The 26232-nt window shown below is 59.4% G+C and carries 23 protein-coding genes; 10 read left to right on the forward strand and 13 right to left on the reverse strand.

Going from position 1 to position 26232, the window contains the following annotated elements:
• Positions 1 to 3: 3 nt before the first annotated feature.
• On the reverse strand, positions 4 to 801 hold the full coding sequence (locus tag ACRZ95_RS08700) for an ATP-binding cassette domain-containing protein (protein ID WP_170678095.1): 798 nt from the start codon (positions 799 to 801) through the stop codon (positions 4 to 6).
• A gap of 94 nt (positions 802 to 895) precedes the next feature.
• On the opposite strand from ACRZ95_RS08700, the gene ACRZ95_RS08705 reads away from it, so the two are divergent.
• From ACRZ95_RS08705 to ACRZ95_RS08720, 4 genes are read left to right on the forward strand one after another with little or no spacing between them, the layout of a single operon-like run.
• A complete protein-coding gene (locus ACRZ95_RS08705) occupies positions 896 to 1543 on the forward strand; it encodes a TetR family transcriptional regulator C-terminal domain-containing protein (RefSeq protein WP_170678098.1) in 648 nt (215 codons plus the stop codon).
• On the forward strand, positions 1540 to 2724 hold the full coding sequence (locus ACRZ95_RS08710) for a pyridoxal phosphate-dependent aminotransferase (RefSeq protein ID WP_170678100.1): 1185 nt from the start codon (positions 1540 to 1542) through the stop codon (positions 2722 to 2724). Before ACRZ95_RS08705 ends, ACRZ95_RS08710 begins: the two co-directional genes overlap by 4 nt.
• Entirely contained in the window at positions 2721 to 4325 is a 1605-nt protein-coding gene (locus tag ACRZ95_RS08715) for a 5-guanidino-2-oxopentanoate decarboxylase (RefSeq protein ID WP_170678102.1), read from the forward strand. The genes ACRZ95_RS08710 and ACRZ95_RS08715 overlap by 4 nt, the downstream gene beginning before the upstream one ends.
• A gap of 3 nt (positions 4326 to 4328) precedes the next feature.
• Positions 4329 to 5111, forward strand: a complete 783-nt coding sequence (locus ACRZ95_RS08720) for an arginine deiminase family protein (RefSeq protein ID WP_170678104.1) — start codon at positions 4329 to 4331, stop codon at positions 5109 to 5111.
• 271 nt (positions 5112 to 5382) lie between these two features.
• On the opposite strand, the gene ACRZ95_RS08725 is transcribed toward ACRZ95_RS08720, so the two are convergent.
• From ACRZ95_RS08725 to ACRZ95_RS08745, 5 genes are all read right to left on the reverse strand, one after another.
• Positions 5383 to 6699, reverse strand: a complete 1317-nt coding sequence (locus tag ACRZ95_RS08725; protein ID WP_170678106.1) for a lytic murein transglycosylase — start codon at positions 6697 to 6699, stop codon at positions 5383 to 5385.
• A gap of 86 nt (positions 6700 to 6785) precedes the next feature.
• The gene (gene nagA, locus ACRZ95_RS08730; RefSeq protein ID WP_170678108.1) at positions 6786 to 7943 is read right to left on the reverse strand and encodes an N-acetylglucosamine-6-phosphate deacetylase; all 1158 of its coding nucleotides are present in this window, start codon (positions 7941 to 7943) and stop codon (positions 6786 to 6788) included.
• Positions 7940 to 8971: an SIS domain-containing protein gene (locus tag ACRZ95_RS08735; RefSeq protein WP_170678110.1), complete on the reverse strand. Its 1032-nt coding sequence runs from the start codon at positions 8969 to 8971 to the stop codon at positions 7940 to 7942. Before ACRZ95_RS08735 ends, nagA begins: the two co-directional genes overlap by 4 nt.
• Before the next feature lie 8 nt (positions 8972 to 8979).
• Positions 8980 to 9744 (reverse strand): GntR family transcriptional regulator, encoded by a 765-nt coding sequence (locus ACRZ95_RS08740; protein ID WP_170638126.1) that lies wholly within the window; start codon positions 9742 to 9744, stop codon positions 8980 to 8982.
• Positions 9744 to 10631 (reverse strand): BadF/BadG/BcrA/BcrD ATPase family protein, encoded by an 888-nt coding sequence (locus tag ACRZ95_RS08745; RefSeq protein ID WP_170678112.1) that lies wholly within the window; start codon positions 10629 to 10631, stop codon positions 9744 to 9746. The genes ACRZ95_RS08740 and ACRZ95_RS08745 overlap by 1 nt, the downstream gene beginning before the upstream one ends.
• A 156-nt stretch (positions 10632 to 10787) precedes the next feature.
• Between ACRZ95_RS08745 and ACRZ95_RS08750 the strand changes: the two genes are divergently transcribed.
• From ACRZ95_RS08750 to ACRZ95_RS08775, 6 genes are all read left to right on the forward strand, one after another.
• Entirely contained in the window at positions 10788 to 11669 is an 882-nt protein-coding gene (locus tag ACRZ95_RS08750) for an N-acetylmuramic acid 6-phosphate etherase (RefSeq protein WP_170678113.1), read from the forward strand.
• 31 nt (positions 11670 to 11700) lie between these two features.
• Positions 11701 to 12951: an ABC transporter substrate-binding protein gene (locus ACRZ95_RS08755; protein WP_170678115.1), complete on the forward strand. Its 1251-nt coding sequence runs from the start codon at positions 11701 to 11703 to the stop codon at positions 12949 to 12951.
• 64 nt (positions 12952 to 13015) lie between these two features.
• Positions 13016 to 13930 (forward strand): carbohydrate ABC transporter permease, encoded by a 915-nt coding sequence (locus ACRZ95_RS08760; RefSeq protein WP_170459957.1) that lies wholly within the window; start codon positions 13016 to 13018, stop codon positions 13928 to 13930.
• Positions 13931 to 13940: 10 nt separating this feature from the next.
• A complete protein-coding gene (locus tag ACRZ95_RS08765; protein WP_170375704.1) occupies positions 13941 to 14780 on the forward strand; it encodes a carbohydrate ABC transporter permease in 840 nt (279 codons plus the stop codon).
• Positions 14777 to 15805, forward strand: a complete 1029-nt coding sequence (locus ACRZ95_RS08770; protein WP_170678117.1) for a Gfo/Idh/MocA family protein — start codon at positions 14777 to 14779, stop codon at positions 15803 to 15805. Before ACRZ95_RS08765 ends, ACRZ95_RS08770 begins: the two co-directional genes overlap by 4 nt.
• 1 nt (position 15806) lies before the next feature.
• The gene (locus tag ACRZ95_RS08775; RefSeq protein WP_170471518.1) at positions 15807 to 16802 is read left to right on the forward strand and encodes an ABC transporter ATP-binding protein; all 996 of its coding nucleotides are present in this window, start codon (positions 15807 to 15809) and stop codon (positions 16800 to 16802) included.
• 2 nt (positions 16803 to 16804) lie between these two features.
• Here the strand turns inward: ACRZ95_RS08775 and ACRZ95_RS08780 are convergent, their stop codons facing one another.
• From ACRZ95_RS08780 to ACRZ95_RS08810, 7 genes are all read right to left on the reverse strand, one after another.
• Positions 16805 to 18064 (reverse strand): aminotransferase class V-fold PLP-dependent enzyme, encoded by a 1260-nt coding sequence (locus ACRZ95_RS08780; protein ID WP_170678119.1) that lies wholly within the window; start codon positions 18062 to 18064, stop codon positions 16805 to 16807.
• Between the two features lie 146 nt (positions 18065 to 18210).
• Complete coding sequence (locus tag ACRZ95_RS08785; RefSeq protein ID WP_170552169.1) at positions 18211 to 19317, reverse strand: LysM peptidoglycan-binding domain-containing protein; 1107 nt, start codon at positions 19315 to 19317, stop codon at positions 18211 to 18213.
• Between the two features lie 40 nt (positions 19318 to 19357).
• A complete protein-coding gene (locus ACRZ95_RS08790) occupies positions 19358 to 20467 on the reverse strand; it encodes a LysM peptidoglycan-binding domain-containing protein (RefSeq protein ID WP_170552166.1) in 1110 nt (369 codons plus the stop codon).
• Between the two features lie 45 nt (positions 20468 to 20512).
• Entirely contained in the window at positions 20513 to 21775 is a 1263-nt protein-coding gene (locus tag ACRZ95_RS08795; RefSeq protein WP_170678121.1) for a transporter substrate-binding domain-containing protein, read from the reverse strand.
• Positions 21776 to 21796: 21 nt separating this feature from the next.
• On the reverse strand, positions 21797 to 22582 hold the full coding sequence (locus tag ACRZ95_RS08800; RefSeq protein ID WP_170678123.1) for a protein phosphatase 2C domain-containing protein: 786 nt from the start codon (positions 22580 to 22582) through the stop codon (positions 21797 to 21799).
• 3 nt (positions 22583 to 22585) lie between these two features.
• Complete coding sequence (locus ACRZ95_RS08805) at positions 22586 to 23668, reverse strand: FHA domain-containing protein (protein ID WP_170678125.1); 1083 nt, start codon at positions 23666 to 23668, stop codon at positions 22586 to 22588.
• A 203-nt stretch (positions 23669 to 23871) separates the two neighbouring features.
• Positions 23872 to 26061: a serine/threonine-protein kinase gene (locus tag ACRZ95_RS08810; protein ID WP_170678127.1), complete on the reverse strand. Its 2190-nt coding sequence runs from the start codon at positions 26059 to 26061 to the stop codon at positions 23872 to 23874.
• Positions 26062 to 26232 lie beyond the last annotated feature (171 nt).

A 26232-nucleotide genomic window follows, 5' to 3' on the forward strand; every position in this document is an offset into this window, starting at 1 on the left:
ATACTATCCGACGGATCTGAGGAATTGCTTCAGTCGTTCCGATTGCGGATTTCCAAAGAGGTCGGCAGGTGGTCCCTGCTCTTCAATGCGCCCCTGGTAGAGGTAGACGACATGGTTCGCCACTTCGCGCGCGAACTTCATCTCATGGGTGACCAATAACATGGTTCGCCCTTCGGCAGCCAGATCACGGATTACCGTCAGCACTTCGCCCACGAGTTCCGGATCCAGTGCGGATGTTGGCTCGTCAAAGAGCATGGCGGAAGGATCAACCGCCAATGCCCGAGCAATAGCGGCCCTCTGCTGCTGGCCCCCGGATAGATATGCTGGGAAGGTGTCCTCTTTGCCGCCCAGGCCTACCCTGACCAGCAATTCGCGCGCGCGTTCGATCGCCTCGGGTTTGGGCACCTTCAACACATGTACCGGAACCTCGATCACATTCTCAAGAAGAGTGCGGTGGGTCCACAGGTTGAACTGCTGGAACACCATCGCCAGCTTTGTTCGAATGCGCTCTATCTGCTTCTGGCTGGCGGGACTGCCATCTGCCCGCATTGCCACTTCCTCGCCTCCGATTACGATTTTGCCGGAGGTCGGTGTTTCAAGGAAATTGATGCATCGCAACATGGTCGACTTGCCAGACCCCGAGCCACCGATGATCGCCACGACATCACCCTGATGTGCTGTGAGATCCACGCCTTTTAGCACCTCGAGATTTCCAAAAGACTTGTGCAAGTCCTCAACGCGGATCGCCTCTCGGCGCGTATCCGTTTCTTGAGCAACTGCGTCAGCGGCGGCTGTGTCCATTTTTTCTTTGACCCCAACTTTCTGATTGCAGTAAGCCGCGAGCATAGTAATTATGCAAGCGTATAATTACAGCATCCGCAAAATAGGACCAATCGTGAGCGAAGACCGCAAGAAATTTAAGCGTGAGTCGGCTGAAGCCAGACAACACGCACTGATTCTCGCGACGCTTGATTTGGTGGCAGAACAAGGCGTCCGTGGCGCCACAGTGCGGGGAATCGCGGACCGCGCGGATGTTACGCAGGGGCTCATCCGTCATTATTTTAACTCCAAAGAGGAGCTGATCGTCGCGGCGTATGAGCACCACATGAACTCTATGACAGATCAGACATTCGCGCCTGCGAACGAAGTCGAAGCTAGCGCCCAAGCCAAGTTGGCAGCTTTCGTGACCGCGTCATTGACGCCGCCGGTTGTCGACCCCCGTGCTATCGCTCTTTGGGCCAGCTTTTTGAACAAAGTACAGAATGACCAGCAAATGAAGGCGACCCACGAACGCACATACGCCTATTTTCGGGACCAGCTCGAAGGGTTGATCGCGGCCTCTCTGAAAGAAGCGAACCGCTCGGTCTCGCCTGCCCAGTTGCGGCAGCTGGCTATCGCTTGCAACGCGGTCATCGACGGTCTGTGGCTGGAAGGCGGCGCTTTACCCGATGCCTTTGAGCAGGGTGAACTGGTCGAAATCGGGCTGCAATCCGTTTCCGCCATTATCGATTTGAATCTAACGCAGGAGAGTGAGCCCCTATGAGGTTGACAGCAATCACTGACCGGCTGGCCGGATTGGGCGGCGGCAAGTGGGAGGTACACTTGAAGGCGCGAGCCATGGTTGAGGCAGGTGCTGATCTGGTGGAAATGACAATCGGCGAGCCCGACGTGCCAACCCCACCAGAGCTTTGCGATGCCGCTGCCTTGGCGCTGCAGTCGGGCCGTACCGGCTATTCCAACGGCCGCGGAGAGGCCGGGCTTTGCGATGCCTTGGCAGAGTCCTACACCAAAAGCCGCGGTCGGCAATTTTTGCCCGAGAATATCCTTTGTTTTCCCGGCACGCAGACCGCGCTTTATACGGTGATGCAGGGCGTTGCCGAAGCCGGGTCCGAGGTGTTGGTCGGCGACCCGATGTATGCCACATACGAGGGCGTGATCCGCGCATCAGGCGCCGAACCCGTGCCGGTGCCGCTGCGCCCGGAAAGCGGATTTCGGTTGCAGGCCGAAGACATCGCCGCGCGCATCACCCCACGCAGCCGCGCTATACTTTTAACGACTCCGCATAATCCAACGGGCGCGATCCTGACCGCAGAAGATGTGCGGAAAATCGGCGAGCTTGCGATCAAGCACGACCTCTGGATCAACTCGGACGAAGTGTACGAGCATCTGGTGTTTGAAGGGGCGGAATTTGTCTCTCCGCTGTCGGACCCGGATCTGGCCGATAGGGTCATCGCCGTGTCGTCGATTTCCAAATCGCACGCAGCCCCCGGGTTTCGCAGCGGCTGGTGCGTCGGTCCAGCTGCGTTCTGTACTGCGTTGCTACCGGTCTCGGAAACGATGCTGTTTGGCAACCAGCCCTTTATCGCAGACATGACCGAAAAAGCTGTGCGAGACGGATCATCGGTCGCTGCAGGCATGGCGTCGCGTTTTGCAGCCCGCGCCGATGGTCTGGCACGCCGCCTTCACAGTGAAACGCCGCTGACTGTCCACCAACCGGATGCGGGCATGTTTGCGCTGGTCAACGTGACGGGCATTGGGATGGATGGTGACACCTATGCCTGGGATCTGCTGGAACACGGCGTTTCGGTGATGCCCGGCTCGGCCTTTGGTGAAAGCCTAAAGGACTGGGTTCGGGTCGCCCTCACCATCGACGACAGCCAATTCGCGACTGCGCTAGACCGTATCGTCGCCCATGCAAACCTTAGCAAACGGAGTGTTGCATGACCAACCAAACAGTGGGCGAGGCACTGGTCGCCGAGTTGAAGCAACGGGGCGTATCCTGCGTGTTCGGTATTCCCGGTGTGCACACAGTTGAGCTGTACCGCGGTCTTGCGGCCTCGGGCATTCAGCATGTGACCCCAAGGCACGAGCAAGGTGCAGGTTTTATGGCTGACGGCTATGCGCGTGTTTCAGGCAAGCCGGGCGTGGCCTTCGTGATCACGGGGCCCGGCCTGACAAATACGCTGACGCCGATGGCGCAGGCCCGCGCAGATTCCGTTCCGATGCTGGTGGTTTCCGGCGTCAACGAGAAGAGCACGCTACACAAGGGTCTTGGCCACTTGCATGAACTGCCCGACCAACATGCGCTCGCCAAAACTGTTGCGCTGGTGTCCGAACATGTGGACCAGCCCGGTGATTTGAGCGCTGCATTGGATCGCACGTTTGCACCCTATTCCGCTGGACGACCAGGCCCCACCCATATCCAAATCCCGCTGGATGTGGCGGGGTTGGTCGCTGAAAGCGCCCTGACTTCGAAAGATCATCCCCATCAGGCATTGGACCGCGACTTAGTCCAACAAGCCGCAGACCGGTTGTCGGCTGCGCGAAGAATCGTCATCTTGGCAGGGGGCGGATCGAAAGCGACCGAGGAAGGTCTTCAAACTCTCGCAGAGCGTCTCGATGCGCCTGTCGTGCAAACCGTAAATGCGCGCGGTCTGATGCATGGGCACCCACTGACTGTTCCCGCTAGTCCAAGCTTGAAAGCCGTCCGGGCATTGATCGAAGAAGCCGATTGCGTCCTCGCTTTGGGGACCGAGTTGGGCCCAACGGACTATGACATGTATGCCACCGGAGATATGGCCTCTATGTCAGGGCTCATACGAGTGGATATTTGTCCGGATCAATTGACCCGTCACGAAGCCGCAATAACCATAGAGGGTCGGACCGGTCAGGTTGTTTCGTCCTTGCTGTCGGCCTTGCCCGGAAAATCCAACCAGCGAGATGGAATGGACCGCGCTGAAAGAACCCGCGCCGCAGCGTTCGAAGAGATAGGTTCGGACTACCGCGCTCAAGTCGGGATTCTGGCGGCCATGCGCGCCGCAGTCCCGAATGCGCTCATGATCGGAGATTCCACCCAGCCGATTTATGCGGGCAACCTCTACTATGATCACGACCGTCCCGGCGGTTGGTTCAATGCGGCCACCGGATACGGGGCTCTTGGCTATGGCATTCCGGCCGCCATCGGTGCCGCGATTGCCGACCCGGAGGCGTCCGTGATTTGCATCGCCGGAGACGGAGGTGCCCAATTCTCACTGCCCGAGATCATGGCCGCAGTGGAGCAAAACCTGCGTATTACCTTTGTTCTTTGGAACAATCGTGGCTATGGCGAAATCGCCACGTCCATGGAGGGCGTGGGCGTCGAAGTGATCGGTTGCGACCCAACCCCACCTGACTTTGCGGCCACTGCTGCCTCGTTTGGCGTCCCCTACAAACGCGTTCGGCAAGATCCAACAGCTGTTGCCGCTGCACTGGCAGAAGCCGATGCCCAAAACGGCCCCTCGATTCTGGAAATTGATACTGCCGGGCGCCGCTCGGATCAGGAGTGACTCATGCGAAACCCGACCTTTGAATTTACCCGTGCCATAACGCGCAAGCCTGCCTCGACCATTGCAGACGGCCTGCGTGCCGAGGATATCGGCAATCCCAGCCTAGAGGGTATGCTGGCTGCGCATTCGGCCTATGTCAGCGCGCTGCGGAGCACTGGAGCAGAAGTTATTGAGCTACACCCACTGGAAGCGTACCCGGACGCCCAGTTCGTCGAGGACACTGCGCTATGCCTGCCGCAAGGTGCTATCCTGATGCGACCTGGCGCGCCCTCCCGCCTGGGTGAGGTGGCAGAAATATCGTCGACGATCCGTGCCTGTTACGACGACGTCCGCGAGATCAAGGGGCCCGGCCATGTCGAAGGAGGTGATATTCTGGTGACCGGAAAGGAAATTCTGGTCGGCCGCTCGGATCGAACCGACGCTGCAGGAGTGGCCGAACTGGCAGAAATCGCCAGTGAGTGGGGCCATACTTTGCGCGAGGTGTTCACGCCTGAAGGCGTGTTGCATTTCAAGACCGATTGTTCGCTGATGGATGCCGAAACCATCCTTTCAACCAAGCGCCTGGATACGTCCGGGTGTTTTAAAGGCTACCGGGTTCTGCATGTTGCCGACGGTGAAGAAGCGGCCGCCAATGCAATACGTTTCAACAATCTGGTGCTCATGGCGGCCGGTTTCTCGCGTACTGCAGATGTTTTGGACAAGGCTGGGTATGAGGTCATCCAGATCGACAACACCGATTGCGCCAAGTTGGATGGCGGCATGTCATGCCTGTCTCTGAGGTTTTGATGGTAACGAAGGATCATTAGGCATAAGAACCGAGTTCAGCTGGAGTGCCGAGGCTGTCCGCATGCGCGCCGCACCTGCTTCCGTCCAGCCAACGAGCGCAAAAGAGCAGTCCGCGCCGCCCAAACACCCTAAACACGATTAGCATGCAATCGCGTTTTTCGCCTTAGCGCTCGGCTAAGTGCGAGAGCACCAAGGTATTTGGCCCAAGCTGGCAAGTGCGAGGCAATACCAAACAATAGTGCAATCGACAGCTTGGCTGCGCGCCCCTCCTCTACCTCAACCGCTCAAGCAAACGAATGGACGCATAGCCATCTGGCAGCAGTCCTTGTGCCAGTTGATAGGCCCGCACCGCATTCACCGTATTCGGTCCGGTACGTCCGTCTATGCCCTGGGTATCAAACCCGGCCTGCGTTAACCGCGTTTGCAATTCCTTTTTCTCGGTAAAACTCAGCACCCGGTCGCCACGCGGCCAACCGGCCTGAAACGGAGCATCTCCGCTCAGCCGATCCGACAGGTGACCAATTCCGATCACATAGGCATCCGCGCCATTGTACGCCTCGATCACGCTGAAATTGTCGAAGATCATCAGCGCTACACCTTGCCCGCCCGCGGGAAGCAAGATCGCAGCTTGACCGTGGTCTCGCACCGGGTTGCCATCCAGCCCGACCACACCAAGTGCCGCCCAGTCAGACGGCATCAGAGTGAAATCCCGCTTGGCAGTCGCATAGTCGAACCCCTCGGGCAGACGCACCTCAACACCCCAGGGCTGCCCCTTAGTCCACCCATTCCGGGCCAGATAGGCGGCGGCCGAGGCAAGCGCGTCCGTCGGGTCCTCAGACCAGATGTCACGCCGACCGTCGCCATCGAAATCAACCGCGTGATCCAGATACGAGGTCGGCATGAATTGCGTATGCCCCATGGCGCCAGCCCAGCTGCCCACCATGCGACCCGCACTTACATCCCCGGCCTGAATGATCCGCAAAGCGGCAATCAACTGGGTCTCGAAAAACGAAGCGCGGCGGGCATCGAAGGCCAATGTCGCCAGCGAGCGGATCGTCTGGTTGCTGCCACGATACGACCCGAAGGAGGTCTCTAGGCCCCAAATGGCAGTTACGACCTCTTTCTCGACGCCATATTGCGCCTCGATCTGCCGCAGGACTTTCCGATGCCGGTCCAATGCCGCGCGACCATTGGAGATGCGCGTGTCCGAGACGGCCGCGTCCAGATACTCCCAGATCGGCTTTGAAAACTCTGCCTGATTACGGTCCCGCTTGATGACCTTTTGGTCATAGCTCAGCCCGGCTAGTGCCTGGTCCAAAGTCTGCTGAGTGATCCCCTGCGCAACCGCCCTCCGCTGAAACGCGCCAAGCCATGCCTGAAAGCGGGCATTGCCTTCTACCGACACCCGAACGGCCTCAGCCGAAGGTCGCGGCACCGGCCGGAGGGAGATCACCACATCCGCCGAGGCCAGTTGTATCGTATTGTCCAAAAGTCGATTTTCTGACCCTTGATAAGTTTCTGCTGAACCTGCCTGCATCATGGATGCCCACAATGCGGCGGTCATGACGCCGCCTATGCATTTACGCATTCCGTTTTTTCCTGATTACTGCTCCGCCTCAGGATAGCGCAAAATGGGCGGTTTTCAAAGCACGCAGACCGGTTCTGCCGATAGGGTCATCCGAGGATTTTCTGCCCGTTCTGCCAGACGGCCAGCAGATCCCCCTCAGGGCCGATATGCAAGACATGTGCCAGCGCGCCTCTGGTCAGACGTCCGATCTGACGATTGCCGATCAGATTCGCAGGCACAAGGCTGGTCATGTGCAGGGCTTGTTCAAACGACACACCGACCTGTTCGGTAAGATTCCGCGCCGCTTGAAGCAATTCCAGATGCGCGCCTGCCAGCGTTCCGTCGGCCAGCGTCAGCCGGTTGTCGTCGCGGAGGATTTCGCGGCCGTTGAGTTCAAACACGCGGATATCCGACCCTGCCGTCGCCATGGCATCGCTGACCAGAAAAATCTCACCGGGTCCCAGCTTGGCATTCAACGCATTGCGGATCATGGCGGGATGAACATGGATCATGTCCGCGATAAGACCCGCCGAGAATTTTCCCTCGGCCAATGCCGCGCCAACGGTTCCCGGCGCGCGTCCTTGCATCTGGCTTTGCGCGTTGAACAGATGCGTCACACAGCGCGCACCAGCCTTTGCGGCGGCAACGCAGACCTCATAACTGGCATCGGTATGCCCCAAGGAGACCAATACACCTGCCGCCGTCAGTGTTTCAATCTGGGCGTTCGTGACGCTTTCGGGCGCCAGTGTCACTTTAAGCACCGGCAATTGGGCGGCGGCCTCAAGCAGGGCCGCGACATCCGCATCCCCCATCGGGCGGATAAAGGCAGCGTCATGCGCGCCTTTGCGTGAGACGGCCAGATGCGGGCCTTCCAGATGCAAACCCAAGATGCCCGGAACGCCTTGCCGCACGGCCTCAATCGCGACCGAGATGGCGTTTGCGGTGATCTGGGGCGAATCCGTGATCAAGGTCGGCAGGATCGAGGTCGCCCCGATCTGCGCATGAGCCCCAGCCATGATCTGTAGCGCGTCAACATCCGGCTGGTTGTTGAACATCACCCCACCACCGCCATTGACCTGCAGATCGACGAAACCCGGCGCGAGAAGTCCACCCTCCAGCGTGACTGGCACGTGCCCAGAGCCAAGTTCCGACATGGGAACGACGCCATCAACCCGCCCACCCCGATGCAACAGCGCGTGGTCTTTCACGATGCCGTCCGGCGTCAGAATATCCGCTCCGATGAGGGCGTGGGTCGTCTCCGTCATACCGTCTCCGTCACCTTCTTGAGGTGCCGGGGGGCATCCGGGTCAATGCCGCGCGAGGCGGCGAAAACCTCGACCATGGAGTAGAACGAAACGATCAGGCTCAGCGCGTCGGTCAGCGGGTGTTGCGTGCGGACATGTTCGACCGGCGACGCAGATTTGACCTTGATCGTGGTCGCAAAAACGCGGGCCCCTTTGGCGCTGATCGCGTCGGCGACCTCGGACAACGCGGGTTCCGCAGCGTCGGCAGCAGCAAAGCTGAGGACAGGAAACCCTTCTTCGACAATCGAGACCGGCCCATGCAGCACTTCGGCCGAAGAATAGCTCTCCGCGTGCAACTGGCAGGTCTCTTTGAACTTCAACGCCGCCTCGTTGGACATGGCCAGCACTTGCCCGCGCCCAAGCGTGAACAGCGACGGGTTTGCCCCAATCGCGGCCCGAACCTCAGGCCAGTCGATACGCGCAGCCTGCGCCAGCCGTTCTGGCAAGCCGCGAATGGCCGCCAAAAGCGCCTCATCCCGCGCCCATTCAGCCAAGACCCAAAGGCCCGCCACGGCCGAGGACACAAATGTCTTGGTCGCGGCCACACTCAGTTCGGGGCCTGCCTGTATATCAATGGTGTGGGCACAGGATGCCGCCAATGGAGAGGCCGCGTCATTTGTCAGCCCGATGGTCAGCGCGCCATCACGATCCGCGCTGCGCACCATCGCCAGGATATCCGGGCTTTGCCCGGACTGGGACACGGCCAGACACAGGCTGTTTTGCAACCGAAGCGGCGCGTTGTAGATAGACGCGACAGAAGGACCAACCGAGGCCACCGGCAGGCCCAACAGGATTTCCGACGCGTATTTGAGATAGGTGCAGACATGATCCGACGACCCACGCGCCACGCTCGTCAGAAAAGCGGGATCAAGGGTCCGGGCGACCTCGGCCGTGGCCGTGATGTCCTTTTGACCCAGGCTGAGCAGCCGTTCGACCGCTTCGGGTATCTCATCGATTTCCCGGCGCATCCGGGTGATCTGCTGTTGCATGTGCTTTCCTAGCTGTTTGCAAGGCGCAGTTCGGCCACGAAATCGTAGGCATCACCGCGATAGACAGAGCGGGTGAATTCCACCACCCGTCGATTGGACAGGAACGAGGTCCTGACGATCCGCAGCCCGGCCACGCCCGGCTCGACCCCCAGAACGGCGGCATCGTTGGCCTCAAGGTTGATCGCTGAAATCCGCTGCATGGCGCGCACCGGGCGGTTGCCGTCGCGTTCCAGCACCTCGTAGAGCGAGGATGTCACGCCTTCGGGATGCGGCAGGATATCGACCGGCAGGGCCGCGTGCTCAATCGCCATTGGCCTGTCATTGGCCATGCGCAGGCGCGACAGCCGCGCCACCTCTTCGCCCGAGGACAGGGCCAGTGCCATAACCTCTTCCGGTGAGGGTGTGTGGATGCCCCGGTCCAGCCACTCGCTGGTCGAATCCAATCCGCGGCGGGTCATGTCTTCGGTAAAAGAGGTCAGCAGAGACAGCGATTGTTCGACCCGAGGCGTTCCGTCCGCCACGAAACTGCCCGAGCCCTGACGCTGCACGATGATGCCACGCTCGACCAAATCCTGCAGCGCGCGCCGGACGGTAACACGGGACAGGCCGGTCAGATGGGCCATCTCGCGCTCGCCTGGCAGCGGGGCGCTTTCGGCCAAAACTCCGGCCTCAATGCTTTGCTCAAGTCGCTTGCGCAACCGAACGTAAAGAGGGCCTGTGGCCTCCTGCAGCCAATCCGCGGGTTTCAGGAATGTCTCGATCGTGTCGCTCACTAGCCCGCCCCTACCTTTGCCCGCTCAGCCAGGTGACGCGCCAATATCAGGGCTCCGTCTAGCGGCGAGCCCTTGGCCTCGGTCAGGCAGGCCTGCATGTGAGGGGGCAGATAATCTGTATAGTGCGGTGCGACCCCGCCGATCATGCAGATGGGCGATCCGTCGGTGTGACCGAGGGCGCGCAGCCCCTGCGCCAGATAGTCGGCCCCGCCTTGCATCAGTTCCTGCGCCACGGGATCGCCACCAGCCGCAGCCGCGATGATCTCGGGGGCAAGGCCTGCGAAATCAGAGGGGTTCGCCTGACCAACAAACGCAACGATTTGCATGGGATCGTCGTCATATTCCGTGCTGATTTTTCGGGTCAGCGCGCCGTGGGGTTGAATGCCGTCCATCGCCAATAGAACGCGTTGCAGCAGCTGAACGCCCAACCAATTGCCCGAGGCCTGATCGCCGATCAAAGCCCCGTAGCCGCCAATAAAGTGCGTTCGCCCATCGGCCTGGCGGGCCAGAAAGGACCCCGTTCCAACGCCAATCACAGAACCGTCCTGCGCGCCCAGCGCGCCCACAACCGCTGATCTGCGATCATCTTCGACCTCGACAATCCGCGAGGGAAGGCTGCGCGCAACCTCAGACGCCGCAACGGCATCCGTCACCCCAGCCAGCCCCGCGTAGGTCGGAATCTCGGCCAGATGTGCTCGGGGCAATTGCGCCTTATAGGCCAAGGCCTGCAGCCCCTCATCGAGGGTGCGCAGCGCTTTCTGACGATCCGAGAAGGCATTGGCACTACCCAATGTCACCTCGACCCGACCGTCAGGTGTGACCATCGCGAAACGGCATTTTGTGCCACCGCCGTCGATTGCAATCAGGTATTGGAAGGACTCATCCATATAGATACCTTTAAGATACCTTTTGCCGAAAAAAAAGACCTCAGCTTATAGAAACTGAGAATTATTGGTTATTTCAGGGGTTTTTGGCATATTTTTCCAACGAGAGGTAGACAAAAGGTATTATATAGGTATTACTCTCATCTGGGGAGGAATCAAATGCTGCCGCAAACCGAAATGCTGCGCGACGAGGTCGAAGGGCTGGACCTGCGGCCGGATGTCAACATCCTGGGCTATCTGCTTGAGGCACAGAAGGCGGCATTGCGCGGACTTGACGGCTGCTTGGATGCCCTTTCAGAGGGGGCTGCCATTCTTACGGATACGGTGCGTCTGGGCGGCAAGATTTACTACGCTGCGGCCGGTTCGTCGGGCCTAATGGGACTGGCGGACGGAGCCGAGCTGTCCGGAACCTTTGGCCTTTCGCCTGAGTCCATGGCGATCTGCATGGCAGGCGGGGTACCACAGGGCGCGGCGATGCCCGGTCATACCGAAGATGATGAAACTGCGGCGCAAACTGCGGCGGCCAAGGTACAACCGAGTGACGCTGTAATCGCCCTTTCCGCCAGTGGCAGCACGCCCTATGCCGTCGAATTCGCCCGTCATGCGCGCGCGCAGGGTGCCAAGGTCATCGGGATCGCCAACAACGCAGAGGCCCCGCTATTCGACTACGTGGATTGCGCCGTCCACCTGAACACGCCACCCGAACCCATCGCTGGCTCAACGCGCCTTGGGGCCGCGACGGCGCAGAAAGTGGCTCTGAATATGATGTCCACGCTGATGGGCATTCGCCTTGGCCACGTCCATGACGGGATGATGATCAACGTCATCGCCGACAACCATAAACTGCGCCAACGCGCCGAAGGGATCGTTGGAAAAATCGCCGGGGTTTCGGCAGAGCAGGCCAGTGCTGCGCTTACGCAGGCGTCCGGTAACGTGAAACAGGCAATCTTGCTGGCCGCGGGCGCCGACAGCCCGGACCGGGCCGAGGCGCTTTTGGCGCAATCTGATGGCCACCTACGCCCAGCGCTAAAACAACTTTAAAACCAAACAAAGTACCAAGGGAGAAAAGACCATGAAGAAAGTATCACTAAGCGCCGTTTTGCTGGCGTCGTCGGCCCTTGCAGGCGCCGCATATGCCGAAACGGTTCTGACTATCGAAAGCTGGCGCAATGACGATCTGGCGCTCTGGCAGGAAAAGATCATCCCCGCGTTTGAGGCACAGAACCCGGATATCAAAATTCGATTCACGCCTTCGGCCCCTGCGGAATACAACGCGGCCCTGAACGCCAAACTGGATGCCGGGTCGGCCGGAGACCTGATCACCTGCCGTCCGTTTGACACTTCGCTTGGTCTTTATGAGGCCGGTCACCTGACGGATCTGTCCGATCTGGGCGGCATGGCCAATTTCTCGGACGTTGCGAAATCTGCGTGGCAGACCGATGATGGTGCGGCGACCTTCTGCGTTCCCATGGCCTCGGTCATTCACGGTTTCATCTACAACAAAGACGCCTTCAACGAGCTGGGCATCGACGTGCCCACAACCGAGGCTGAGTTCTTCGCCGCGCTCGACAAGATCAAAGAGGACGGCACCTATATTCCGATGGCCATGGGCACCAATGACCAGTGGGAAGCGGCCACCATGGGCTACAACAATATCGGCCCGAACTACTGGAAAGGTGAAGAAGGCCGTCTGGCGCTGATCGAAGGCTCGCAAAAGCTGACGGATGAAGCCTGGGTCGCGCCCTATCGCCAATTGGCGAAATGGGGTGAGTACATGGGCGACGGGTTCGAAGCCCAGACCTATCCGGACAGCCAGAACCTGTTCACTCTGGGCCGCGCAGCCGTCTATCCGGCAGGCAGCTGGGAGATCAGCGGTTTCAACAATCTGGCCGATTTCGAAATGGGCGCATTCAAACCTCCGGTCCAGAATGCGGGCGATGAGTGCTATATCTCGGATCACACCGATATCGCCATCGGCTTGAACGCAGCCTCGCCCAACGCTGAGGCCGCGCGCACCTTCCTGGATTGGGTTGGCTCGGAAGAGTTCGCAACCATCTACGCCAACGCCCTGCCCGGCTTCTTCTCGCTGTCCAGCTTTGACGTCGCGATGGATGACCCACTGGCGCAGGAGTTCGTAAGCTGGCGTGGCGAGTGTGGCTCGACCATCCGCTCGACCTACCAGATCCTGTCGCGCGGCACGCCGAACCTTGAGAACGAGACCTGGAACGCCTCGGCTCAGGTCATCAAGGGCGAAGAAAGCCCCGAGGACGCCGGGCAGCGCCTGCAGGATGGCCTCGCCTCCTGGTACGCGCCGCACCAATAACCACTCACGAAACCAACGGGTTCGGCCTTCGGGCCGGACCCACCCAAAAAAGTCGAGGCACAAGATGGGCAACAGCCGGATCAAATGGCACATAGTGGTGTTCCTTGCACCCGCCGTGCTGGTTTACACTGCCGTGATGATCCTGCCGCTTTTCAACACGCTGCGGCTGGCGCTTTATACCGAGGTCGATCAATCCCGCGTCTTTGTCGGGCTGGACAATTTCCGTACCCTGTTCGGCGATCCCTTATGGTCGGATGCGTTCTGGAATGCATTAGGTAACAACTTCTGGTTTTTCTTCATTCACATGCTGGTGCAGAACCCGATCGGCATCGCTCTGGCCGCCATGCTCAGCCACCCGCGGCTGAGGTTTGCCGCTTTCTACCGCTCGGCCATCTTCATTCCGACAATCCTGTCTTTCGTAATCGTTGGCTTTGCCTGGAAACTGATCCTGTCGCCGATCTGGGGCATTGCGCCGGACATGCTGGCCGCTGTTGGCTTGAAATCCCTCTATGCTCCGTGGTTGGGGAAAGAGGAGTATGCCCTGACCACCCTGGCGCTCGTGTCAGTCTGGCAGTTTGTCGGTATCCCGATGATGCTGATCTACGCCGCGCTGCTTTCAATCCCAGAAGAAATCCTTGAGGCCGCCGAGGTCGAAGGCATCACCGGTATGGCCGCCTTCTGGAAGATCAAACTGCCGCTGATCCTGCCGTCGATCGGCATCATCTCGATCCTGACCTTCGTGGGGAATTTCAACGCGTTTGACCTGATCTATGCCGCCCAAGGAGCTCTGGCAGGCCCCGATTTCTCGACCGATATTCTGGGCACCTTCATGTACCGCACCTTCTTCGGGTTCCAGTTGCAGCTTGGCGATCCGCATATGGGCTCGGCCATTGCGACGGGGATGTTTGCGATCATCCTAACCGGCGTCTGCGTCTATCTGTTCCTGATCCAGACCCGCATCCGCCGGTATCAGTTCTGAGGGTAGCAAGATGAACAAAGCCCGCAGAAACCCGTTCAATATCGCCGCCATGCATGGCGCGCTGATCCTGTACACCCTGATCGCGCTGTTCCCGGTCTTCGTGATCGTGATCAACAGCTTCAAGTCCCGCAAAGCGATCTTTCGCGAGCCGCTGGCCCTGCCGGATGCCGAGACGTTCTCGATGATCGGCTATCAGACGGTGATGAAACAAGGGGATTTCTTCCTCTACTTCCAGAACTCGATGATCGTCACGGTTGTGTCGCTGTTCTTCATCCTGCTGTTCGGCGCAATGGCCGCCTTTGCCCTCAGCGAGTATCGCTTTCGCGGCAACACCCTGATGGGCCTCTATCTGGCCTTGGGCATCATGATCCCGATCCGCATCGGCACGGTCGCCATCCTTGAGATGATGGTCGCAACCGGGTTGGTGAACACTCTGATGGCCCTGATCTTGGTCTACACTGCGCAGGGCCTGCCACTGGCTGTCTTTATCTTGTCCGAGTTCATGCGTCAGGTCAGCGACGATCTGAAAAACGCGGGGCGTATTGACGGCCTCAGCGAATACACGATTTTCTTCCGGCTGGTTCTACCGCTTGTGCGCCCGGCCATGGCGACGGTGGCGGTGTTCAACATGATCCCGATCTGGAACGATCTGTGGTTCCCACTGATCCTCGCCCCGGCCGAGGAAACCAAGACGCTCACGCTGGGTAGTCAGGTCTTCATCGGGCAGTTCGTCACCGACTGGAACGCGGTTCTGTCCGCGCTGAGCATGGCGATCCTGCCGGTCATGGTTCTCTATGTCATCTTCTCGCGGCAATTGATCCGCGGCATCACCTCGGGGGCGGTCAAATGATCCGAGTCCTTATCGCAGGTCTGGGCAATATGGGCCTCAGCCACGCGCTGGCGCATCATCATCATACCGACGCGCAGATTGTTGGGTTAGTCAATCGCTCTGGCCAGGTCGATCAGTCGGAGTTGCAGGGCTATCCCGCCTTCTCGGACTTCCACACCGCCCTGGCAGAGACCGCACCTGATCTCGTGGTCATCGCGACCTATTCCGATAGCCACGCTGACTATGCCTGCGCTGCGATGGAGGCGGGCGCGCATGTGTTTGTCGAGAAACCTCTGGCCACCACGGTCGAGGATGCACGCCGCGTTGTCGCCAAAGCGGTCGAGACGGGGCGCAAGCTGGTGATCGGCTATATCCTGCGCTACCACCCCTCGTGGATGCGATTGATATCCGAGGCGCGAGATCTGGGCGGCCCCTACGTGTTCCGGCTGAACCTGAACCAGCAATCCACCGGCCCGACATGGGAGACGCATAAGGCGCTGATGCAGACCACCTCGCCCATCGTCGATTGTGGCGTGCACTACGTGGATGTGATGTGCCAGATCACCGACGCCCTGCCCGTTCGGGTCAACGGCATGGGCCTGCGCCTATCGGACGAGATCGCACCGGATATGTATAACTACGGCCAGTTCCAGGTGGTGTTCGAGGACGGCTCAGTCGGCTGGTACGAGGCCGGATGGGGCCCGATGATGTCCGAAACCGCGTTCTTCGTGAAAGACATCATCTCGCCCAATGGCGCCGTTTCGATCACCGAGGGCAACAAAGGCGCTTCGGACGATGTGGACGGGCACACCAAAGTGGGCGGCATTCTAGTACATCGCCCGGATCGGGACACTCTGATCGAAATGGACGGCGAACCGGGCCATCAGGAGCTGTGCGATGCAGAGCAAGCCTACATGCTGCGCGTCATCGCCGAGAATATCGACCTGACCCGCCACATGAGCGACGCGGTGCAATCCCTGCGGATCTGCTTGGCGGCTGATGAAAGCATTAGAACCGGGCAACCGGTTGACCTGAAGGAGGCGTGACGTGACCGCCCTGAAGTTGAGCAAAGTGTGTAAATCCTTCGGGCCAGTTGAGGTGTTGAAGAACATCGACCTGACGGTCGAGGAAAACGAATTCGTGGTCTTTGTCGGCCCCTCGGGCTGCGGGAAATCGACCTTGCTGCGGGTAATTGCGGGATTGGAGGATGCGACCTCGGGCACGGTCGAAATCGACGGCGAGCAGGTCAATACCGTGCCACCGGCGAAACGCGGGCTCGCGATGGTGTTCCAGTCATACGCGCTATACCCGCATCTCACGGTGCGTGGAAATATGGCGCTTGGGCTTAAACAGGCTGGGCACCCGAAGGATGAAATCTCGCGCCGCATTTCCGAGGCCAGCCGGATGCTGTCGCTTGAGGACTATCTGGAGCGCCGTCCCGCCGAACTCTCAGGCGGCCAACGGCAACGCGTCGCCATCGGACGTGCGATTGTGCGCAACCCGAAACTGTTCCTGTTTGATGAGCCGCTGTCCAATCTGGACGCCGCCCTGCGCCTGAACACACGGGTCGAGATCGCCAATCTGCACCGACAGATTGACGCCAGCATGATCTACGTGACCCATGATCAGACTGAGGCGATGACACTCGCCGACAAGATCGTGGTTCTGCGGGATGGACGCGTGGAACAGATCGGCAGCCCAATGGACCTCTACAACAACCCCGCCAACCGCTTTGTGGCCGAGTTCATCGGCTCCCCCGCCATGAATTTTGTCCCGGCGGATATGATCGGCGGACCAAAGGGCACCTATTTCGGCATCCGTCCGGAATACGCCACCCATTCTGAAACCGGGGCTCTATCCGGCACCGTGGTGCATGTGGAAAACCTGGGTGCGGATACGAACATCATGGTCGATATCGGGACCGGAAAACCCTTCACCATCCGCGCCTTCGGTCAACACAGGGTTGAACCGGGCGCGCAGACAGGGATCGCGTTCGATCAGGCCAACGTCCTCGCCTTTGGCGAGGACGGTCAGAGACTGTAGCGCTACGCGTCTTCCCCTAGCTCTTTGACGGCGGCCAAGAGGCGTGCGATTTCCTGTTCCGTGTTGTAGTGACAGAAGGAAATGCGGATGCAATCCGATAGCCCCAATGGCCCCAGCACATTGCCCGAGTAATGGTCGGCCTTGCGCGTATGGGTTCGGATGCCCTGCTGATTCAGTGTCTCGACCACATCTTCGGATGCCTTGCCTTTGACCACGATCGACACCAGCCCCTCGCGCGCTGGGTTGTCGGCCCCGGCCAGAATGGTGACATGATCCATATCGCGCAGACCGGGCAGGTTGCCGGTGCCGTTGATGGCTGTGTTGGTCAGATGGGTTTCATAGGCGTGAATGGCACGACCCGCAGCCTCGATCCGGGCGCGCGGGTCAGTCTCGTCCGATACTTCCCCACCCAGCCAGTCGAAATAGGACACCACATCCGAGACCGTCGCGTAGGAACCGGTATCGCGGGTGCCGAACTCCCACCCTGTCGCGGGGGCGTCGATCAGCATGTCATGCGGCGTATGGGTCAGACGGTCAGAGATCCATGCAATCCCGTACCCGTGGCGCGAGAACACTTTGTAAGGTGAGATCACATAGCCATCGACGTTGTAAGCATCCAGATCGAGCTGCCCATGGGCTGCGTGCTGGATGCCATCGACGATGATCATGCAATCCGGCGCAACCGCCCGGATCGCGGCCGAGATCGCGGCCACATCCATGCCCATGCCTGTCACAGGTGAGGCATGCAGGATCGTCGCCACCGCCACATCCGGGGTCATCAGTGCGGCGTAGTCGTCGGGTGTAACCAGACCGGTATCGTTGTCATGGAGCACGTTCACATAGTCCAGCCCAGCAATCTCGGCCCAGCGGCGCGCGGCGCTTCGGGTGGCTGGGTGTTCGATGGAGGAGCCAATCACTTTGACCCCCTTGGGTGCGGCCAAACACGCAGTACGGATCATGCGGAACAACAGCTCGGTCCCGCTTTCGCCAGCAATGAACTGACCGCCAGAGGCGTTCATGAACACGCCTAGATCCTGCTTGGCTTTGTTGATCACATTTTGCGTACCCTGCCCCGCAGGGTTGATACGGCCCGGATTGTCCGGGATCGCCGCATAGAAAGCCGAGGTCTCAGCCACCGATTTCAACGTCAGGGCGCCGCCTGCATTCTCAAAGAAAATGCGTTCGCCCTGAAACGGGCACGTGTCGACATGGGCGAACCTGTCGCGAATGGCATCAATAAGCGCGGGGTTGTCTTGGATCATGGGTCAGTCCTGTGGAAAGTCAGAGCGTTCGGACAGCTTGCACGGGCGTGCCGAACAGATCGAATTCAAACACCGGTTTTGTCTTCATGACAAGAAAAAGGGCCGGTTGAAACAACCGGCCCTTCTGCGTCAGTTGAACCGAGGGATCAGTTCGAACCGGCGTTCAGCTTTTCGTTCTGCTCGCGCAGCGTGTCCGAGATGATCGCGTACCATTCGCCGGACTGGCGCATCTCGTTCAGACCCTTGTTCATCATCGCGATGTATTCGCGGGCAAACGGGTTCGAACGGTGAGCCATGAAGCTCATCGACGAGAGTGTCGAAACATAGGGGTTTTCGACGATATCGTCCGATGTCAAACCCATGTCGTTCATGGTCGAAGCAAACAACTCAACCTCGAATGCAGCAACGTCTGCTGTGCCGGTGAGAACGGCGTCCAGGCATTCACGCGCTGAGTTGGGATGAACCAGGTTCAGGTTTTTGCCGTTCAGGCCAACTTCTTCCAGAACGACCATGCTCCAACCCGCCATACGGCAAAGGGTTGCGCCTTCGAGATCCGAAAACTCTGTTGCGGCGGCATATTCGCTTTCGGGCAGCGTGAAGAAGCCACCAACAACGTCGTAGATCGGAACAGACGCCACGAACTGTGTGCAGCGAGCTTCGGTCGCCTCAGACCACTCATAAGAGCGGTTTGTACAATCGGGCAGCGTCCAGGCGATCGAGATGTCGAATGCGCCCAGCGGCAGCAGAGTGTCCAAGTGCGAAGACCAGTCATCCACGAAGCTGACCGAGAAGTCGCGGCTGTTGCCGGCACGCTGCAGGCTGGTCGTTGCCAGACGGGTCATGATGCCGCCACCGCTCAGGGATTCTGTCGTGAACGGTTCCCAGCCGTTGCCCGCAACCAGTTTGATCGGCGGTGCATAGACGTTCGACCGTTTCACGCTGGCCGCACGCTGTTCTTCCGCCGCGATGATTTCCTGCGCCGACTGACCGTTGGGCAGGCTGCCATCCTCACACGGCAGAGCCAGGACCAAGCCGGGCTCTAGCGAATTGGGGTTGGTGATCTCGTTGCGGTTCGCGTTGAAGATCGGCTGATAGTTCGATGTGCCGTAGGCTGCGATCGCGATGGTTGCCATCGTGTCGCCGTCCTGCACGGTGTAGTTTGAACAGGCTTCCTGCGCTGCTGCAGCACCTGCGGAGAGTGTGAGGACGGCGGTTGCCGTCATCACTTTGGTATTGAGTTTTTCTCTTAGCATTTTTAATTCCTCCCATAAGTTGGAATGTGGAGATGAGGTTTCAGTTGATTGCGTCTAGCAGTCTTTCGTTATGCTCATTCAGGCTATCCGAGATGATGGCGTACCATTCCCCGGTTTCACGCATTTCGTTCAGGCCTTTGTTCATCAGGGCAAGGTATCTTTGACCCTGAGGATTGGACCGGTGAGTGATGAAGCGAAGGGACGACAGCGTCGAGACATAGGGGTTCTCGACTAGGTCGTTGGCATTCAGGCCCATTTCGCTCATGGCGTCTGCGAACAGCTGCAATTCGAACGTGGCGATGTCGGCTGTTCCAGTGATGACCGCATCCAGGCATTCCCGTGCGGTGGCGGGCTGCACAACCGTCATGGTGTCGTCGCGCAGCAAACCTTCTTGTTCCAGATCGTGCAGAGGCCAGCCTTCCATACGACAGATCGTGGCGCCGTGCAGATCATCAAAGCTGGTGGCTCCGGCGTATTTGCCTTCGGGCACGCTGTAGAAGCCGAACACAATGTCATAGACCGGGGCCGAGGCGTGGAACTGCGTGCAGCGAACCTCGGTCTCCCATGACCATTCATAGCTGCGGTTGGTGCAGTCGGGGATATTCCAGGCCATCGACACATCAAACGCACCCAGCGGCAGCAGGGTTTCGATATGCGAGTTCCAGTCATCCACGAAGCTGATCGAGAATTGCTCGTTATTGCCACCACGCTGCAGCGTTGTGGTGCCCAGACGAGTGATGAACCCGCCACCGTTCAGGGTTTCATCCGCGAACGGAGCCCAGCCATTGCCGGTCACCAGTTTGATCGGCCGTTTGAACGCACTGCTCTGCGCAGAATTTGCAAAACGTTCCTGCTGCGCCGCGATGATGTCGCTTGCGCTCTGACCGTTTGGCAGGTTTCCGTCCTCACAAGGCAGGACCAGAGACAGCCCGGGATCCAGCGCGTTGGGGTTGCTGATCGCATCGCGGTTCGCGTTGAAGATGGGCTGGTAGTTGGACGTGCCATACGCGGTCAACGCGATGGACGCCATGGTATCGCCGTCCTGTACGGTATAATTCGTACAGGCTTGTTGGGCGGCAGCGGCTCCGGCACTGACCGTCAATACGGCAGCGGTTGTCAACGCAACATTTTGGAGCGTGAAGTTGGGCATTCGGTGTTTTCTCCAGATAAAATTTGAGATGGCTTTTCAGTTTTTTCAGCCGTTTTCCATTTGATAGCGAAGAGCGGATGAGACGATGTCTCGCCATTCGCCGGATTGCTGCATGATCGCCAGACCCTTGTTGAGCGTTTCCAGAATCGCTTCTCCGTCCGGGTTGTCCTTATGCGTCATGACATTCAGCGACTTGATCGCCGCCAAATTCGGGTTCTCGACAATGCGGTGCTCGTAACCAAGGCGACCGATGGCTCCGTCGGCGAGGTGCGCTTCGATTGCGACAATGTCGGCCTCGCCCGTCATCACTGCTTCAAAGCACTCGTCCGGCGATTCCGGGCGCAGCAAGGTGATGATCGGCTCGTACAGGCTGACCGCATCCATGTGTGACAGCGACCAACCTTCAGGGCGGCAGATCGTGGTGCCGGCGAAATCAGCGTAACTGAGCGCTTCGACATAGCTTGTGCCTTCGCGGGCGAAGAACGTGTCGACCACTTCGTAGAACGGGTTCGAGAAGTTGTAGGTCTCACAGCGGTTGCGGTCGTTTTCAGAGAGCGCCGCAGGTTCTTCGCAATTCGGACGCGACCAGGGGAAAGTTCCGTCAAACGCAAGCGTCGGCATCAACAGATCCAGATGCGAGTTCCAGTCGTTGACGAACTGAATCTTGTAGGCCTGCTCGGGCGCGGCGCGCAGCATCGCGGTTTCCACCAGATGCGTATAGAGGCCCCGATGTGGCAGAGCTTCGTCCGTGAATGGCTGATAGTCGCCGCCGGTGATCAATAGCACCTGACGGTCACGCACCTCGGGGCGTTCGCCTGCACCGGCGTCGCGGATCAGGGCGGCGCCTTCGGCGCGTGCGGCCTCGATTTCTTCACGCGCGGCGGCCTTGGCTTCAACCACGGCCTGTTCACTCACCTGCTTGGCCTCGGCTTCGGCGGCGGCCACACGGGCTTCGGCCTCAGCGATTGCCTGTTCCGCACGCTCTTCGGCAGCTTTGACCAGTTCGGCAGCCATTTCGGCGGCCAGACGCTCGGCCTCGGTATCAGCCAGAACCGGAGTACGACCGATATCTTCAAGGCAAGGCATTGCCAGCACGTCACCGACCCGAATGATGTTCGGATTGGATCCAATCACATCGCGGTTGGCGTCAAAAATGATGCGGAAATCTTCCGTCGCATAGACCTGAATCGCCAGCTCTCGCAGACTGTCGCCGCGCTGAATCTCGTAGTTCGAGCACGCCTCTTGCGCGGATGCTGCACCTGTCGCCGCCGCCAGGGCCAGGCTCGATATGATCAATGTGTTTTTCATGGGTCCCGTTGCTTTGCCTTATTATTGTTTCGCAAGTTTCACGACTGCGATTGAGAGGTTGTCTTGATCAGGGTTGTTCTTCGCCAGCACCGCCTGCTGCAGTGCCTCTGCGATTTCTTGCGCCAATGCCTGCGCGTGGCTGCCTACGACCGCCTGAAGCTCGTCATCCGTCAGGGTCTGCAGGCCATCACTGCCGAGGATGAGGATATCTGCAGCCGTCATTGCCAGCGGATCTTCTGGGCAATCCACTTTGGGAATCGCACCGCCCATGATGACCGAGGTCAGCTGATTGCGGTCCGGATGAGACCGCGCCTGCGCTTCGGTCAGCGTGCCGTCGGCGACCTGCGCGTCGATCATCGGCGCCATTGAATGGTCTTCATTGATCTGCATCAGCCCGCCGTCCCGAAACAGGTAGAGCGGGCTGTCGCCAATCGAAATCCAGAACAAACGCTGCCCCAACAGCAAGGTGCCCAGCAAGGTGGACCCCATGTTGCAGCCATCGCCCTGTTCTTCATTGCGGTTCGAAATCAGCGCGTTGGCCTGCATGGCCGCCAAAGGCAGCGCATCTATCGCCGCGCGTTCCGACAGAGTGTCGCTTTCCAGCTCGGCGTCCAACGCCTCGCGCCAGGCGGCAACCACGAGGCTTGAGGCGACCTCACCGGCCTCATGCCCGCCCATACCGTCGGCAATCACCACATAGCCTGCATCCGCCGCGTCGAACATACGCGCAGCGATAGCATCCTCCTGCGTGTCCCGCTGACCCTGACTCAGGATCAGCGCAACGTCATATGCCGGAGTCGCGAGCATCTATCAGGAATCCCGCCAATCAAAACCTTCGTCACAGAAGGCCATGAAACGGATCGAGGTTTCGCTGATGCGGATCAGGTCGCCATTGGACAGCGCCACGGTGCTGAGGACCGGCTTGCCATTCAGGCGCACCAGATTGGCCTTGCCGCCATGACCCAGATAGCATTTGCGATCTTCAGGGTCATAGGCAATCACGGCATGGTTGCTGCGCGAGATGCCGGTGTCGCCGAAATCCAGCTGGATGGCCTGATCATCATTGCGACCGATCTGCATCAGACCTTCCGTGAGGGTGATGCTCGACCCACGGCCGGGGCCTTGGGTGACAACCAGCCAACCCACCGGGAAGGTCTCTTGCGCGGCTTCGGTCTTAGCCACCGGCTCGGCGGTTTCGATCAGGTCCTGAACGTGGGTATCTGCGCGTTCGAAACCCAGGAAAGTGGTCTTAACACGCGAACGGCGGTCCTCGGCTGGGGCTGGGGCCGGAGTCGGCGCTGGTGTCGGTGTCGGCTCAACCGCTGTGGCCTGCACCTCGGGTTCGGGCTGCGGTTCAGGCTGCGGTTCGGCGGCTTCCGCCACCGGTTCCTGAACTTCGATCTCAGGCTCGACCGGAGCCGAGGTTGCTTCCGGAGTAGGCTCGACCGCGACCGGTTCGATCACTTCGGGCTCAGCCACGTCGACGTCATCCTGAACCGGCACTTCGACCCGCTCGTCTTCGGACAGATGCAAGGTTACGATCTGCTCATCGGCATCCGCCTCATCAAACGCCACTTCCTCGGCCACCTCTTCGGTCACCGGAGCCTCTTCTGCGAAGATCGAAGTCTCTTCCTCGATGTCCTCGGCCACGTCTTCGGCATCTGAAAACTCGGGCATCTCACCTTCGGCGGTCAGCTCATCCTCTTCGTCATAATTCTCTTCATACGCCTCAGAGGCCAGATTGCCACCGCCCAGCGCCGCGCGCAGCGCGTTGAAATCCGCAATCGGTTCGGGCTTTTCCTCAGCCGGGGTTGCTGCCTCGGTCGTTTCTTCTTCTTTGGCTTTGCCGGCACCTTCTAGAAGCCGGCTGAGAGGGCTTTTGTATTTGAACATGGTGTCGACACCTTCAACTTGTTGGCACGCAATTCTGTGCCGTTTCGCTACCCGCACCGCGTCTGTCCGCGCTGCAGTCTTTAATCTTGAAACCAGGAAACTTTTTACCTTTCTGCGTCGGGCCGGATCCCGTCAGGGTGGCTGTCTTTCGGGGGCCACCCTCAGCAAACACACGCTGGCAGATTACGTTCGAACCGGTCTGATCACTCCTGCGCAAGAGGCATGGTTGCGTTGGCATCTGCACCGTTGCGCAATACCGCAAACCGCGCCTGAGGCTGTTCGCCCGACACCAGTTCCGCCAACACCGCATCGAGGCTTTCCGGTCCTTCGAACGCAAGACCCGTTTCGGCCTCGCTGACCAGAACATCCCCAGTTTGCAAGCTGCCCGACGCGCCTTCGGGCACGTCAGTCACCACTGTCTGCCAGCCACCGGCCCCATTGCCGTTGACGCTAAAGCCGTAGCCGTTTTCCAACCCGATCGTGCGGAATGCAGGCAGCGCCAGCAATCCGTTCTGCGCTCGTGTCTCACCCAGAGGACGGTAGCGCGCAGCCACGCGCAGATACCCGTCGGGATCCACCTGCAGGTTCTCAAGCACCTGTGCCGCAAACGAGGCATCATCGCGTACCGGCTTGCCGTTCAAAGTAAAGATGGTGGCCCCGCGCTGAACCCAGTCGCCGATCACCGACATGTCCTGATTGGCATCCACGCCCGTGATCGAGAACATATTGCCGGTCGAGGCGCGACGGCGGGACGTGTCAAACGGAACCTCAACATCCCAATGCGAGAACGCAACCTGAGCCTCTGCCAGATTGACCGGAGCTGCCGGGGCCTCAGCCTCAGGCGCGGTTTCTTCGGGCGCGGCTGCGGTTTCTTCGAGCGCAGAAGCGGTTTCTTCGGGCGTTGCTTCTTCGATCACCGTTTCTGCGGGGGCTGCTTCTGTGGCAACCGTCTCCGCAGTTTCAACCGGCTCCTGCTCGACAGGCTGCACTGCAGCGCTGACTTGTTCCAGTTCCTGTGAAGGCTCTTCCGTTTGGGCCGGTTCGACGGCCGCTGTTTCGGTTGCCACCGCTGCGGTGGCGGGTTCCGCCGCTTCCGTCGCAGGGGCCGCCGCCGCGGTCTCAACCTTGTCCGCTTCACCGGACATCATCACATACCCACCTGCGGCCAATGCGATGGCCACAACAGCCACGCCTGCCAACAGCTTGCCATTGCCGCTCGATCCGCTTTTGACAACCGTATCAACGGCAACCGCCGGTTCCTCGCGGGGCGAGAGCTTGGACAGATCCTCTTCGGCCTTGTCCTCATTGCCCATGACAATATCGGAATTGCCCGCCAACAAAGCGGTCACAACCGCCTCGGCATTTTCGCTTTCTGCCTTGATCCTAGCTTTCTCGGCCTCTTTGTCTTCACGGTCCATACCAACGATGACCGAGACCGGACGATAGGCGAATGTATCGAACATCACTCCCGGGCCGCGGAACATGCGCAGCCAGTCCAGCGCCGATTGCAGACGGTCGGTGGCGTGAACTTCCATCGCCTTGTCGATCGCTTCCAGGAATCCCTCGGGATAGCCTTCGAACCGACCGGTCAGCGGGGTATACGGATCTTCCTGACCGTTATTGAACGCGTTCAGGCGGCTTTGACCGTCAATCGGACGCTCTCCGCTGATCGCGTGATACAGCGTTGCCGCCAGCACATAGAGGTCACTGCTGGGGCCTTGCTCAGCTCCGCGCACATAGAATTCATGGGGCGAGTAGCCATCCTTGATCACCCGCAGCGTCAACAGCGCCGCCGACTTGTTCGCCGCCTGCTCGCGTGCCGCACCAAAGTCGATCAGAACCGGATCGCCATTCTCGTCGATCAGGATGTTGTCAGGGGAAATGTCCCGGTGCAGCATGCCGCTCTGGTGGATGAACGAGACCGCCGACAGCATCTTTTCTGTCACCTGCACGATGAAGTCAGGGCCGCTTTCGTTATCGGGCTTGTCCATGTAGTCCAGCAGGTCGCATCCGCGGATCAGGTCCATAGCGATATAGGCGGTGTTGTTGTCCTCAAACACCTGATGAACGTCGACGATGTTGGGATGCACCAGCCGCGCGTGGTTGCGTGCTTCCTGAATGAAGAGGTCCACAATCGCGCGCAGATCTTCAGAGTAGGACGGATCAGCGGCTTCAACCAAGTCACCATCGCGACGGCAGAGCGCGCCGGGGAAACACTCTTTGATCACCACATCCCGCTCCAGGCTGTCACGGGCCAGATAGGTGATTCCGAAGCCGCCATTGCTGAGATAGCTCAGGATTTCATACTGCCCCCGCAGGAGCTTGGCTCCGGGTTGCAGACCTTCAATTTTTGGTTCGTCGTGCGATGCACCGACAGCCTGGTTATGGCTCATTTCTATCCGCCCGTATTTCTCAAATCGCGGTACAGAAAACTGGGCGATCAGCCCGCGAACTCATAACCAAAAACAACCGCAGGACACTTAAGTCCGGTTAGACGTTTCAAATTTGACTTTATTGGGGCCGCCTCATGGCTTCACTATGGATCGTATTTCCCCTAAATCAAC

This window comes from Ruegeria sp. AI3, assembly GCF_056541245.1.

Excerpts from the sequence above, each read along its gene's own strand:
- ACRZ95_RS08750 (WP_170678113.1), top strand. The coding sequence starts at position 10,788 with ATGCTGCCGCAAACCGAAATGCTGCGCGACGAGGTCGAAGGGCTGGAC.
- ACRZ95_RS08745 (WP_170678112.1), bottom strand. The coding sequence starts at position 10,631 with ATGGATGAGTCCTTCCAATACCTGATTGCAATCGACGGCGGTGGCACA.
- ACRZ95_RS08715 (WP_170678102.1), top strand. The coding sequence starts at position 2,721 with ATGACCAACCAAACAGTGGGCGAGGCACTGGTCGCCGAGTTGAAGCAA.
- ACRZ95_RS08810 (WP_170678127.1), bottom strand. The coding sequence starts at position 26,061 with ATGAGCCATAACCAGGCTGTCGGTGCATCGCACGACGAACCAAAAATT.
- ACRZ95_RS08710 (WP_170678100.1), top strand. The coding sequence starts at position 1,540 with ATGAGGTTGACAGCAATCACTGACCGGCTGGCCGGATTGGGCGGCGGC.
- ACRZ95_RS08720 (WP_170678104.1), top strand. The coding sequence starts at position 4,329 with ATGCGAAACCCGACCTTTGAATTTACCCGTGCCATAACGCGCAAGCCT.
- ACRZ95_RS08725 (WP_170678106.1), bottom strand. The coding sequence starts at position 6,699 with ATGCGTAAATGCATAGGCGGCGTCATGACCGCCGCATTGTGGGCATCC.
- ACRZ95_RS08805 (WP_170678125.1), bottom strand. The coding sequence starts at position 23,668 with ATGTTCAAATACAAAAGCCCTCTCAGCCGGCTTCTAGAAGGTGCCGGC.
- nagA (WP_170678108.1), bottom strand. The coding sequence starts at position 7,943 with ATGACGGAGACGACCCACGCCCTCATCGGAGCGGATATTCTGACGCCG.
- ACRZ95_RS08790 (WP_170552166.1), bottom strand. The coding sequence starts at position 20,467 with ATGCCCAACTTCACGCTCCAAAATGTTGCGTTGACAACCGCTGCCGTA.
- ACRZ95_RS08770 (WP_170678117.1), top strand. The coding sequence starts at position 14,777 with ATGATCCGAGTCCTTATCGCAGGTCTGGGCAATATGGGCCTCAGCCAC.
- ACRZ95_RS08755 (WP_170678115.1), top strand. The coding sequence starts at position 11,701 with ATGAAGAAAGTATCACTAAGCGCCGTTTTGCTGGCGTCGTCGGCCCTT.
- ACRZ95_RS08700 (WP_170678095.1), bottom strand. The coding sequence starts at position 801 with ATGGACACAGCCGCCGCTGACGCAGTTGCTCAAGAAACGGATACGCGC.
- ACRZ95_RS08765 (WP_170375704.1), top strand. The coding sequence starts at position 13,941 with ATGAACAAAGCCCGCAGAAACCCGTTCAATATCGCCGCCATGCATGGC.
- ACRZ95_RS08760 (WP_170459957.1), top strand. The coding sequence starts at position 13,016 with ATGGGCAACAGCCGGATCAAATGGCACATAGTGGTGTTCCTTGCACCC.
- ACRZ95_RS08780 (WP_170678119.1), bottom strand. The coding sequence starts at position 18,064 with ATGATCCAAGACAACCCCGCGCTTATTGATGCCATTCGCGACAGGTTC.
- ACRZ95_RS08735 (WP_170678110.1), bottom strand. The coding sequence starts at position 8,971 with ATGCAACAGCAGATCACCCGGATGCGCCGGGAAATCGATGAGATACCC.
- ACRZ95_RS08785 (WP_170552169.1), bottom strand. The coding sequence starts at position 19,317 with ATGCTAAGAGAAAAACTCAATACCAAAGTGATGACGGCAACCGCCGTC.
- ACRZ95_RS08795 (WP_170678121.1), bottom strand. The coding sequence starts at position 21,775 with ATGAAAAACACATTGATCATATCGAGCCTGGCCCTGGCGGCGGCGACA.
- ACRZ95_RS08800 (WP_170678123.1), bottom strand. The coding sequence starts at position 22,582 with ATGCTCGCGACTCCGGCATATGACGTTGCGCTGATCCTGAGTCAGGGT.